The organism is Photobacterium damselae subsp. damselae, from assembly GCF_038086725.1.
Classification (GTDB): domain Bacteria; phylum Pseudomonadota; class Gammaproteobacteria; order Enterobacterales; family Vibrionaceae; genus Photobacterium; species Photobacterium damselae.
Map to the genome: position 1 here is coordinate 2,386,454 of NZ_CP146970.1, position 12,373 is coordinate 2,398,826.

The window sequence follows — 12,373 nt, forward strand, 5'->3', positions numbered from 1 at the left end:
AAAACGGGCTGCACAATGGCAGCCCGTTGATAGATCTATCAATTTCAATTAATTGGTAGATTGTTCCAATACTGGAGTTGAGATATCAGCGGTTTCACGAAGTGTTTGAATCGTTGTCGCCATATCTTGTTGTGCGTTCATCTGCTCAACTTGCTGAGTAAATTGAGGATCTGCCGCTTCTTTAGCAACATCTTGATCAATTACTTTATCAAGCTGAACAATTAGCACGTTACCTTTTGCATCACGAGTCACACCGTAAGTTGCTTTGCCAGCTTGAGGCTTAGCAAGACGGAATGCTACTTGAGATACTTGGTAATCAGGACCTGAACGAGTGATTGTTTGCTCACCAGAGAAACTATAACCTTCTTTGGTTAGTTGCTCTGACTTACCATCACGTAACTGTGCAACTAGCTCATCGGCTTTCTTCTGAGCTTGTTGCTCACCATCGCGTTGAGCCAATAGTGATTTCACTTTAGCTTCAACATCTTTAAATGGTAGAACTGTTTCATCACGAGCATCATCAACGCGAACGACAACAACGTGTTCTGGACCAACTTCAATCGCATCAGAGTTCATACCATCTTCACGAACTTCAGGGCTTTGTAGCGCCTGTAGAACTTTAGGATTGTTCAACACACCCGGTGCTGTTTGCTCTGAGAAGAAGTCTGTTGAGTGAACTTTTGCTTTAACTGCTTCAGCTGCTTCATCTAATGAATCTGGTGATTCAAATGCTGTTTCAGCTAGCTTAGTTTGCATCGCATAAAATTCATCGCCAGCTTTTTGCGATTTGATATCAGCGATAATTTCAGCTTTCACATCAGCAAATGGTTTTGCTTTTGCCAGTTCAATACCATCTAGAAGGATGATGTGGTAGCCAAAAGATGACTTCACAACACCAGATAGATCGCCCGGTTTAGCAAGAGCAAATGCCGCATCTTCAAATGCCGGGTCCATCACGCCTTTTTCAAACCACTCTAGCTTACCGCCATCTTTAGCGCTGAATTTGTCATCAGAATCTTTCTTTGCAAGCTCAGCGAAATTAGCACCATCTTTAAGTTGAGCTAAAATTGCTTCAGCCTTCTCTTTTGATGCAGCTGAGTCACCTGTAATTAAAATGTGGCTCACTTGACGTTTTTCAGGCGTACTGAATTTGTCTTTGTGTTCATTGTAATACGCTTGTGCATCAGCATCAGAAACTTCAATAGAATCTTTTAGCTTATCGCCTGTAATCTCAACGTAAGACACTTTAACTTGAGCTGGACGAGTAAATTGCTGTGGATTTTGCTCATAGAATGCTTTTTCTTGCTCTTCTGTAATAGAAGCTTCTGCTTTCTTAGTAAAATCAGCAAGGTTCAAGGTCAGAGTACGAATAACACGCTCTTGAGACTCAAGCATACGAAGTTCATTCACCTCGCCACTTAGAGCAAAATCACTGCCTTCGATAGCACCAAGGAACTGCTGACGAAGAAGATCGGTACGTAGAGATTCAGCAAATTGCTCAGGTGTGATACCAGAGCGACGAAGCAATAGATTGTACTGCTCGTTATTAAACTTACCGTCAACTTTAAACTCTGGCATCGCAAAAATCGCATCACGAATTTGCTGGTCACTAACACGTAGACCTAATTCATGAGCTCGTTTTTGGATCAGAACATCGTTGATCATACGCTCAAGAACACTACGGCGGAACTGCTGCACATATTGAGGATTACCCAATAGATTTGAGAAGTTTTCACCAAGCTGTGCTTGCATACGATTACGTTCGTTTTGATACGCTTGCTCAAACTCACGTTGACTGATTTCTTGTCCATCGACTTTTGCTGCAACTTGCTCGTTATTACTTGCTAAGTAGCTGCCTACGCCTGCAAAGACAAAAGATAAAATAATTAGGCTAAGAATAATCTTAAACCAAATGCTATTGGCGCCGTCGCGCAATCGCTCCATCATAACTCGCCGTATCCCCTACTATATCGAGTTGGCTATCAACCAGGTAGATTTACGTTTACTGGTATTTTTTTAGCTAAACCCATGTAAAAAGTGTTCATCCCTAAGTCATTATTAATCAAATTTTAGGCCAATAAATCGAAGGATACTATTTACAACGGTAAATCTACTCAATACCAATCGGGATAACGAAATAAATGTCACTATCTCTTTATGCTAATTGGTATAACCAGCTGTTTTAATATTAAAAAAGCGCACCATGATGATGCGCTCATTAAAATAAGAGTATAAACGCTCTTGCTCGATTATTGAAGATTCTCAACAAGTGGAATCATCATAATGAGCTCAAGGTATTAGTTTACAGAATCTTTAAGCGCTTTACCTGCTTTAAAGCCAGGTACTTTTGCTGCTGCGATTTGAATCTCAGCACCAGTTTGTGGGTTACGGCCAGTACGAGCTGCACGTTCACGCACAGAGAAAGTACCAAAGCCAACAAGCGCTACTTGATCACCTGATTTTAAAGTATCAGATACAGCTTCAATAAATGCGTCTAAAGCGCGACCAGCTGATGCTTTTGAAATGTCTGCGTTTTCTGCGATTTTATCTACTAATTGAGTTTTGTTCACAGTTTCATCCCCTTAATGAACAAGTCCTACAAGTCACATCCTTTTCTAAACGTCACTGTATTGTAGGTAAAAAACAAATTAATCTTTTATGATTCGAAACCAGTTCAGCACCGCGCTGTTATTGGATCCACTTATAGCGGCACAAAAAAACGCTGACAAGGATTTTATTCTTGAAAGCGTTCTTTCTTTACTTAACTTTGCTACGCATCACTGTTTTGCGCACGAACAAGTTCGATGCCTTCAGGATGATTTTGCAATGCAATTGTCAGAACTTCATCAATCCAGCGTACAGGTCGTACATCTAAATCAGCAATAACATTCGCTGGGATTTCTTCAAGATCGCGTTCGTTCTCTTTTGGAATCAGAACGGTCTTAATTCCACCACGGTGTGCAGCCAGCAGTTTCTCTTTTAAACCACCAATTGGCAGTACTTCACCACGCAGGGTAATTTCACCTGTCATAGCAACGTCAGCACGAACAGGATTACCCGTTAGGCTAGAAACCAATGCTGTACACATCGCAATACCCGCACTTGGGCCATCTTTTGGTGTTGCACCTTCAGGAACGTGAACATGGATATCACGTTTTTCATAGAAGTCAGAAGCAATACCAAGTCGCTCAGATCGAGTACGAACCACTGTCATTGCAGCTTGAATCGACTCTTGCATCACATCGCCCAAGGAACCAGTGTAGGTTAACTTTCCTTTACCTGGCATGGATTCAGTTTCAATAGTTAGTAAATCACCACCCACTTCAGTCCAAGCTAGGCCAACAACTTGACCTACACGGTTACTCTCGTCTGCTTTACCGTAATCAAAGCGTTGAACACCTAGATAGTCTTTTAGATTATCTTGGCTAATAGACACAGTCTTCACATCTTTGTTCAATAAAATTTCTTTTACTGCTTTACGGCATAATTTTGAAATTTCACGCTCAAGACCACGAACGCCCGCTTCACGAGTGTAGTAACGAATAATACCAATTAACGCAGAATCATCGACATCAACTTCACCAGGTTTTAAACCATTTCGTTTGATCTGTTTATCAAGTAAATGGCGCTTAGCGATGTTTAGTTTCTCGTCTTCGGTGTAGCCGGATAAACGAATAACTTCCATACGATCAAGCAAAGGGCCTGGGATATTCATTGAGTTAGACGTTGCAACGAACATAACATCCGATAGATCGTAATCCACTTCTAGATAGTGATCGTTAAAGGCGTTATTTTGCTCAGGGTCTAATACTTCAAGCAATGCTGATGCCGGATCGCCACGCATATCTGAAGACATTTTATCGATCTCATCAAGCAAGAATAGTGGATTTTTCACTCCTACTTTTGCCATTTTCTGGATCAATTTACCCGGCATAGAACCGATATAAGTACGGCGGTGACCTCGAATTTCAGCTTCATCGCGTACACCACCTAGAGCCATTCGTACATACTTACGACCCGTAGCCGCTGCAATCGATTGACCTAGAGATGTCTTACCAACACCAGGAGGACCTACAAGACATAAAATCGGGCCTTTTAGCTTATTCACCCGGCTTTGAACGGCTAAATACTCAAGAATTCGTTCTTTAACACGCTCTAAGCCATAGTGATCTGAATTTAAGATCTCTTCTGCTTTTGCAAGGTCTTTCTTCACTTTTGAACGCTTATGCCAAGGTACATTAAGCATCCAATCAATGTAGCCACGAACCACTGTTGCTTCAGCAGACATCGGCGACATCATTTTTAACTTTTGTAGTTCTTGCTCTGTTTTTTCTTTCGCTTCTGCCGGCATTTTAGATTCATCAATCTTAGCCTTCAGAGCTTCAAATTCATCTGGAGCATCATCAAGATCACCCAATTCTTTTTGGATAGCCTTCATCTGCTCATTTAGGTAGTACTCGCGCTGGCTCTTTTCCATCTGCTTTTTAACGCGACCACGAATGCGTTTTTCAACTTGTAGCAGATCGATTTCCGATTCCATCATTGCCATTAAGAACTCAAGACGTTCTGTAATATCAACAATTTCAAGTACTTTTTGTTTATCAGCCAACTTAAGTGGCATATGAGCGGCAATGGTATCAGCTAAACGAGCCGCTTCATCAATACCATTTAGCGATGTTAGAACTTCTGGTGGAATTTTTTTATTAAGTTTAACAAAGCCATCAAACTGATTAATTGCAGTACGAACCAGTACTTCTTGCTCGCGCTCATCCATTTCAGGTGTAACGAGATACTCCGCTTCTGCAACGAAGAAATCATCATCCATCAGATGCTCTACTTTGGCACGCTGCTGACCTTCAACTAACACTTTCACAGTGCCGTCAGGAAGTTTCAGTAACTGCAAAATAGTGGCGACTGTACCCACATCGTACAAATCACTAATCGAAGGTTCATCCGTGGCAGCTTCTTTCTGTGCCACCAACAGAATCTGTTTATTGTTATCCATCGCTGCTTCAAGACAACGAATAGACTTCTCCCGACCCACGAACAATGGAATAACCATATGCGGGTATACCACTACATCTCGCAGTGGTAGAACCGGGATCTCAAGGCGCTCAGAACGCTCCAGGTTCATATTCTTCTCTCTTTCGTCCGATACGAATCCAATTTAAGTATCTAAACTTATCCCAATCAAATCAATTCACTGGTTGGGATAACAAAAACTTAAAATGACTGAAAATCTTTTCTCTAATGAGTATATGGGGGTAAGTTGGCAAGATTCAACGGAATAAATCATAGAAAATAAAAAAGGAGGCTGATGCCTCCTTTTTTTGTTCCAAACGAACAGTAATTAACCAACTATTCAGCACCAGCTGCTTGGTTTTCTGTGTTTTCATAAATCAGTAGAGGCTCAGATTCACCTTTAATCACTGATTCATCAATCACAACTTTGCTAACGCCTTTGGTTGATGGCAGTTCGTACATGGTATCAAGTAGTACCGCTTCAACGATTGAACGAAGACCACGAGCACCTGTTTTACGTTCCATTGCCTTACGAGCAATAGCAACTAGGGCGTCATCGCGGAACTCAAGCTCAGCACCTTCAAGCTCAAAAAGCGCACCATACTGTTTAGTTAGGGCATTTTTAGGCTCACGAAGAATTTGAACAAGCGCATCTTCATCCAGCTCAGTTAATGTTGCAGTAACAGGTAGACGACCGATAAACTCTGGAATTAGACCAAATTTCACCAAATCTTCTGGTTCAACCTGCAAGAACAGATCAGTTAGAGTACGTGATTCATCTTTAGAACGAACCTCAGCACCAAAACCGATACCAGTACTTGTTGCAACACGCTGCTCAATTACCTTATCAAGGCCTGCGAATGCACCACCACAAATAAATAGAATCTTAGAAGTATCAACTTGTAAGAACTCTTGCTGTGGATGCTTACGACCACCTTGAGGCGGAACAGAAGCGACTGTGCCTTCAATCAGTTTTAGCAGAGCTTGCTGAACACCTTCACCAGACACATCACGTGTGATTGATGGGTTATCAGACTTACGAGAAATCTTATCGATCTCATCGATATAAACAATACCACGCTCAGCTTTTGCTACGTCATAATCACACTTCTGCAGCAATTTCTGAATGATGTTCTCTACGTCTTCACCAACATAACCCGCTTCAGTTAGCGTTGTTGCATCGGCCATAGTAAATGGAACATCCAACATGCGCGCTAGAGTTTCGGCTAGAAGTGTCTTACCACTACCGGTAGGACCGATCAGTAAGATATTACTTTTACCTAGCTCAACACCATCACTGTTAGTATCGCCATTACGAAGACGCTTGTAGTGGTTGTATACGGCTACCGCAAGTACCTTTTTCGCATGATCTTGACCGATTACATAATCATCAAGATTGTGGCGAATCTCCTGCGGAGTCGGCAATTCACTGCCATCGCGTTTAGGCAAAACTTCCTTGATTTCTTCGCGAATGATGTCGTTACAAAGATCGACACACTCGTCACAGATATACACAGAAGGGCCTGCAATTAGCTTGCGAACTTCATGCTGACTTTTACCGCAGAAAGAGCAATACAGTAGTTTACTACTACCACTCTCTTTTCGCTTATCTGTCATTCGCTAACCTCTTAATCGGGAATAATCCCTATTTACCTTGTTTTGAGTGTACAACATTCCAACTTCATTTGCGCTGCAAAATACATATTTCCTTTACAACGCACAGCCAGAATTAGCTACGGTGACTCAAAACGGCATCCACTAAACCATACTCAACCGCTTGGTCTGCAGACATGAAGTTATCACGATCTGTATCACGCTCGATCACTTCTAGAGGTTGACCTGTGTGCTCTGCAAGTAGGTTGTTTAGTTTCTGCTTGATAGTAAGAATTTCTTGCGCATGGATTTGAATATCCGATGCTTGACCTTGGAAGCCGCCCAATGGTTGGTGAATCATCACGCGAGAGTTAGGTAGACAGTAACGTTTACCTTTAGCACCACCAGCGAGTAAGAAGGCACCCATAGAACACGCTTGGCCCATACATACAGTGCTCACATTTGGCTTAATAAACTGCATGGTGTCATAAATAGACATACCCGCTGTTACGCTACCGCCTGGTGAATTGATGTATAGGTAGATGTCTTTATCTGGGTTTTCAGATTCTAAGAATAGCAACTGGGCAACAACTAAGTTTGCCATATGATCTTCTACCTGACCGGTAAGGAAAATCACACGCTCTTTTAGTAGTCGGGAGTAGATGTCGTAAGAACGCTCACCACGTGAAGTCTGCTCGACCACCATAGGAACCAGCGCATCTAAGATTGGCGACATGGCATTTTTTTCTTGGTAGCTCATACTTTATTATCCCTAAAATAAATGGTCCGAATGAAATGACTCATACGGACCATTGTTAGCAGAAGATTCGCAGTAAAGTCAAATCTCTACAATAAATTCAGCGAATTAAGCCGCAGGATTCATTAGATCGTTGAAGCCAACTTCTTTATCAGAAACCTGAGCTTTAGCAACGATTGCGTCGATTGCTTGTTCTTCTAGAGCAATGTTACGCATGTTGTTCATTAGCTGCTCGTTACCTTCGTAGTAAGCAACAACTTCTGTTGGATCTTCGTATGCAGAAGCCATTTCAGCAATGATAGCTTTAACACGCTCTTCATCAGCTTTTAGCTCTTCAGACTTGATCACTTCGCCAAGAAGAAGACCAACAACTACGCGACGCTTAGCTTGCTCTTCAAATAGTTCACGTGGAAGCTCTGGCATGTTCTGTGCGTTGCCGCCAAAACGTTGTGCAGCTTGCTGACGTAGAACATTGATTTCTTGATCGATAAGAGCTGCAGGAACTGCGATATCGTTTTGCTCGATAAGACCGTTGATTGCTTGCTCTTTGATGCGACCTTTAACCGCTTGCTTAAGTTCGCGTTCCATGTTCTTACGAACTTCAGCTTTAAGTGCATCTACAGAACCGTTTTCGATACCAAACTTAGCAACGAACTCTTCAGTTAGTTCTGGAAGCTCTTGAGCTTCAACTTTAGATAGTTTGATAGCAAATACTGCAGCTTTACCTTTTAGGTTTTCAGCGTGGTATTCTTCTGGGAAAGTTACTTCGATGTTGAACTCTTCACCCGCTTTCTTACCAACGATACCGTCTTCAAAACCAGGGATCATACGACCTTGACCCATAGCTAGAGCGAAACCTTCAGCTTTGCCGCCGTCAAATGCTTCACCGTCGATAGTACCTTCGAAATCGATAGTTACGCGGCTGTCAGCTACAGCTGGAGCATCAACTTCAGTCCAAGTAGCTTGCTGCTTACGTAGAGTTTCGATCATGTTATCAACGTCAGCTTCAGTTACTTCAACAACTGGCTTCTCAACAACAACTTTATCTAGACCTTGAAGAGCGATTTCAGGGAATACTTCAAAAGTTGCTTTGAATACTAGATCCTGACCTTCAGCCATTTCTACTGGAGTGAAAGTAGGAGCGCCTGCTGGGTTGATCTGCTCTTTAACGATAGCTTCGATAAAGTGACGCTGCATTACTTCGCCTAGGATGTCTTGACGAACAGATGCGCCAAACATTTTAGCAACCATCTTAAGTGGTGCTTTACCTGGACGGAAACCATCGAAACGACGATTCTTAGCGATTTTCTTAAGCTCTGCAGTTACTGCATCTTCAATGTTAGCTGCAGGAACTGTGATAGTTAGTTGGCGTTCTAGACCTTCAGTGGTTTCAACGGTAACTTGCATTTTATTTAACCTCAAACTTACTCAGTATTCTGAGTGATGTTGCCGATCAGTCAATCACTGATGGTGGCATCCTTTTCGTGTTACGGTTTTAAACCATAACGCCTTAATTCTGATTAACCTCTTACCTAACCCTCTACAACGAGATATCGTAGAAAACCATAGGTAAGAAATTAAAGCGCGTCATTATAACGGCAGAGTGACAAACAGTCGAGAACCGCCCTAAGACACAAATAGTTCTTAAACTGTTTTACAAAATAGGGGCATTTACGGGCATTTCAACCCTTAACTATAAAAAAAGTGGCTTTTTTAACACTCTAGAGACATTAAGAGCTGGAAAAACGAACAAGTTAACAATTTAATCAGCAATTAAGGAATATTACGAAGATCAGATCGCTTGACTGAAAAAGCCAAATTTAAATAAATAGAATAAAAATTTTTTATTTAAAATGAAAAATAGATCACAAAACAGGGAATTTGAAACAGAAAATGTAGAACAGAAAAGAAGAGGAAATGGCACGCCCTGCAGGATTCGAACCTGCGACCACATCCTTAGAAGGGACGTGCTCTATCCAGCTGAGCTAAGGGCGCATCATTGTGTAACATTACGTTACGGATTTGGATTATACGTTGCCGACTTATAAGGTCAATATTTTTTTCTTTTTTTGCTTTCAAGCGGTTAAAGTTCCAACAAAAAAAGAAAAAATCATTCTTCTACTTAATATGTAGCCCCAATTAGATACTTTCCAGCCCCAACGCAAACGATTGCGTTATAGATCTTAATCACAGAATCTGCGACAATGCTTTTATCTACTTATAACCAATCGGTATTTATCGAAAGGAACATCATGACGGCTCAAATTATTGACGGGAAATTAATTTCTCAAACAGTTCGACAGGAAGTTGCCGCAAGAGTAGCAGCACGAACCCAAGCAGGGCTACGCGCTCCTGGCCTTGCGGTAATTTTAGTTGGTCAAGATCCTGCATCACAGGTTTATGTAAATAGTAAACGTAAGGCGTGTGAAGAAGTTGGCTTTGTCTCAAAATCATTTGATTTGCCAATCACAACAACTGAGTCTGAGTTACTCAATTTAATCGCTGAATTAAATAACGACCCAATAATCGACGGGATTTTAGTTCAACTGCCGCTACCAGCAGGTATTGATACCACGACTATCTTAGAATCAATTGTTCCAGATAAAGATGTTGATGGTTTCCACCCTTATAACGTTGGTCGCTTAAGCCAGCGTATTCCAAAACTGCGTTCTTGCACTCCTAAAGGGATTATTACCCTACTTGAGCGTTATAATATTCCAGTACGCGGCAAACATGCCGTTATCGTTGGGGCTTCAAATATTGTTGGTCGCCCAATGACATTTGAACTACTCCTTGCTGGAGCGACAACCACTACTTGTCACCGTTTTACTCAAGACTTAGAAGGTCATGTACGTCAAGCAGATATATTGGTTGTTGCCGTAGGTAAACCAAACTTTATTCCGGGCGAGTGGATTAAAGAGGGAGCGACGGTAATTGATGTGGGCATTAACCGTTTAGATACGGGAAAATTGTGCGGTGATGTGGAATTTGATGTTGCTAAAACTCGTGCCAAATACATTACACCTGTACCAGGAGGTGTGGGTCCGATGACTGTTGCTACCTTGATTGAAAATACTCTACTGGCGTGTGAACAGTATCATTCTAATGAGTAGCGAGTAGCGAGTAGCGAGTAGCGAGTAGCGAGTAGCGAGTAGCGAGTAGCGAGTAGCGAGTAGCGAGTAGCGAGTAGCGAGTAGCGAGTAGCGAGTAGCGAGTAGCGAGTAGCGAGTAGCGAGTAGCGAGTAGCGAGTAGCGAGTAGCGAAATTGTCAACATACTTAGTTTGATGTCAATGTATTTTCCTACTCGCTGTACTCAAATTGGAAAACTTGGAATTTTACTTTAGCGAGATTGAGAATCTAACACCCTACTCCTAGCTTTTTATTCCAATTTTTCTTTAACGAGCTAACTTTAAAGTCCTTTAACTACATCTTGTAGATACGCTTTAAAGTCTTCGCCAAGATCTGAGTGGCGTAAGCCGTATTCAACAAATGCAGCCATATAACCTAGCTTATTACCACAGTCATGGCTCTTACCAGACATATGGAACGCATCAACCTCTTGCTGCTTCATCAGCATATCAATGGCATCAGTTAGCTGAATTTCACCACCTGCACCCACTGGCGTTTTCTCAAGTAGAGACCAAATTTCAGCCGGAAGCACGTAACGGCCTACAATAGCAAGGTTTGAAGGCGCTTCTTCCACTGGCGGTTTTTCAACCACTTTTGTCATTGGTGAACTTTCACCTGCACCTAACTCCACACCACCGATATCAGCAACACCATAGCTTGATACATCGTTCATAGGAACAGGCTCAACCATTACCTGACTGACTTTAGTCTCATTAAAGCGTTGAACCATTTTAGCTAGATTATCAGTTTCTAGGTTACTTGCAGCGTCATCCAAAATAACATCAGGAAGCACAACCGCAAAAGGAGCATCACCAACTAGTGGTTGTGCACACAAAATAGCATGACCTAAGCCTTTTGCTTGTCCTTGACGAACATGCATAATCGTGACGTCAGGAGGACAAATAGCTTGAACTTCTGCCAATAACTGACGTTTAACACGCTGCTCTAATGTGGCTTCTAGCTCAAATGATGTATCAAAATGGTTCTCAATCGAGTTCTTTGATGAATGTGTTACAAGCACAATCTCTTTAATACCCGCAGCAACACATTCATTCACAACATATTGAATTAGCGGCTTATCAACAATAGGCAACATCTCTTTTGGAATGGCTTTTGTTGCAGGTAGCATGCGAGTGCCTAAGCCAGCAACTGGTATAACGGCTTTACGTACTGAATTGTTCATTGATTATCCATTCATATAATAATTAGAAATAAATACCCATTTTTATGAGCTGATTTCTATACTAGCAAAAGAGCCCTATTCTTTTTGTTAGCGTTTAATCAAATCTTTATTATCAACACTCACAGTCACGGCACGTCCAAGTAAATTGATCAACATAAAAGAACGCTTCTCACCATCAGCTTCCTGATAAATGGCATCAATCCCTTTAAATTGACCCTGCGACAAGGTTAATGAATCACCAGGTTTAGGTAACTCGCATAACGCTTCTTTGTGTTCGTCGCAGTCTTCATTCATCATTAATTGATAAATGAGTTCTTGTTGTACTAATTGAGGTGTTGATCCCCGACGAATAAAATCTGCTACACCTCGAGTTGAACGGATCGAGGTATAACTCACTTGTTCTGGATCAAAATAAACAAACACATAGCTTGGAAATAATGGTTCTAAAACTTCCTGCTTTTTGCCTCGAACAATTTTATCGATGCGAACTTGTGGGTAGTAACACTCAACCCCTTGACGATCAAGATTGATCACTGCTCGCTCTTGTTCACTTCGCTTGCAATAAAGTAAATACCAACCTTTCATCATGAGCCCATCAACTATTAATGTATCTCTAAAATTATACCGATCCCTTACTAAGTTACCATCCTCGATCTCACATCTCCTATTAGATGCTGGAATATTATCC

At 41.6% G+C, this 12,373-nt stretch carries 9 protein-coding genes and 1 tRNA gene; 1 reads left to right on the top strand and 9 read right to left on the bottom strand.

The window, feature by feature from the left end; translation table 11 throughout:
- Positions 1–48 precede the first annotated feature (48 nt).
- The 7 genes from ppiD to WAX86_RS10640 form a co-directional block, all read right to left on the bottom strand.
- A complete protein-coding gene (gene ppiD, locus WAX86_RS10610; protein ID WP_341488768.1) occupies positions 49–1,947 on the bottom strand; it encodes a peptidylprolyl isomerase in 1,899 nt (632 codons plus the stop codon).
- 350 nt (positions 1,948–2,297) lie between these two features.
- The gene (gene hupB, locus WAX86_RS10615; protein WP_005298263.1) at positions 2,298–2,570 is read right to left on the bottom strand and encodes a nucleoid-associated protein HU-beta; all 273 of its coding nucleotides are present in this window, start codon (positions 2,568–2,570) and stop codon (positions 2,298–2,300) included.
- A 200-nt stretch (positions 2,571–2,770) separates the two neighbouring features.
- A complete protein-coding gene (gene lon / locus WAX86_RS10620) occupies positions 2,771–5,134 on the bottom strand; it encodes an endopeptidase La (RefSeq protein ID WP_341488769.1) in 2,364 nt (787 codons plus the stop codon).
- A 224-nt stretch (positions 5,135–5,358) separates the two neighbouring features.
- On the bottom strand, positions 5,359–6,639 hold the full coding sequence (gene clpX, locus WAX86_RS10625; protein WP_065171109.1) for an ATP-dependent protease ATP-binding subunit ClpX: 1,281 nt from the start codon (positions 6,637–6,639) through the stop codon (positions 5,359–5,361).
- A gap of 112 nt (positions 6,640–6,751) precedes the next feature.
- Positions 6,752–7,375 (bottom strand): ATP-dependent Clp endopeptidase proteolytic subunit ClpP, encoded by a 624-nt coding sequence (clpP, locus tag WAX86_RS10630; protein ID WP_005298256.1) that lies wholly within the window; start codon positions 7,373–7,375, stop codon positions 6,752–6,754.
- A 105-nt stretch (positions 7,376–7,480) separates the two neighbouring features.
- Entirely contained in the window at positions 7,481–8,779 is a 1,299-nt protein-coding gene (tig, locus tag WAX86_RS10635) for a trigger factor (protein WP_005298254.1), read from the bottom strand.
- A gap of 511 nt (positions 8,780–9,290) precedes the next feature.
- Positions 9,291–9,367, bottom strand: a tRNA-Arg gene (locus WAX86_RS10640).
- 257 nt (positions 9,368–9,624) lie between these two features.
- Here WAX86_RS10640 and folD point away from each other — a divergent pair.
- Positions 9,625–10,485: a bifunctional methylenetetrahydrofolate dehydrogenase/methenyltetrahydrofolate cyclohydrolase FolD gene (gene folD, locus WAX86_RS10645; RefSeq protein WP_341488770.1), complete on the top strand. Its 861-nt coding sequence runs from the start codon at positions 9,625–9,627 to the stop codon at positions 10,483–10,485.
- A 297-nt stretch (positions 10,486–10,782) separates the two neighbouring features.
- Here the strand turns inward: folD and galU are convergent, their stop codons facing one another.
- Positions 10,783–11,685, bottom strand: a complete 903-nt coding sequence (gene galU, locus WAX86_RS10650) for a UTP--glucose-1-phosphate uridylyltransferase GalU (protein ID WP_005298251.1) — start codon at positions 11,683–11,685, stop codon at positions 10,783–10,785.
- 87 nt (positions 11,686–11,772) lie between these two features.
- Positions 11,773–12,270 (bottom strand): transcription/translation regulatory transformer protein RfaH, encoded by a 498-nt coding sequence (rfaH, locus tag WAX86_RS10655; RefSeq protein ID WP_036764870.1) that lies wholly within the window; start codon positions 12,268–12,270, stop codon positions 11,773–11,775.
- Positions 12,271–12,373: the final 103 nt, after the last annotated feature.

Bases quoted from the DNA above. Each gene is read 5' to 3' on its own strand.
- galU (WP_005298251.1), bottom strand. From the start codon at position 11,685: ATGAACAATTCAGTACGTAAAGCCGTTATACCAGTTGCTGGCTTAGGC.
- ppiD (WP_341488768.1), bottom strand. From the start codon at position 1,947: ATGATGGAGCGATTGCGCGACGGCGCCAATAGCATTTGGTTTAAGATT.
- clpX (WP_065171109.1), bottom strand. From the start codon at position 6,639: ATGACAGATAAGCGAAAAGAGAGTGGTAGTAGTAAACTACTGTATTGC.
- rfaH (WP_036764870.1), bottom strand. From the start codon at position 12,270: ATGAAAGGTTGGTATTTACTTTATTGCAAGCGAAGTGAACAAGAGCGA.
- lon (WP_341488769.1), bottom strand. From the start codon at position 5,134: ATGAACCTGGAGCGTTCTGAGCGCCTTGAGATCCCGGTTCTACCACTG.
- folD (WP_341488770.1), top strand. From the start codon at position 9,625: ATGACGGCTCAAATTATTGACGGGAAATTAATTTCTCAAACAGTTCGA.
- tig (WP_005298254.1), bottom strand. From the start codon at position 8,779: ATGCAAGTTACCGTTGAAACCACTGAAGGTCTAGAACGCCAACTAACT.
- clpP (WP_005298256.1), bottom strand. From the start codon at position 7,375: ATGAGCTACCAAGAAAAAAATGCCATGTCGCCAATCTTAGATGCGCTG.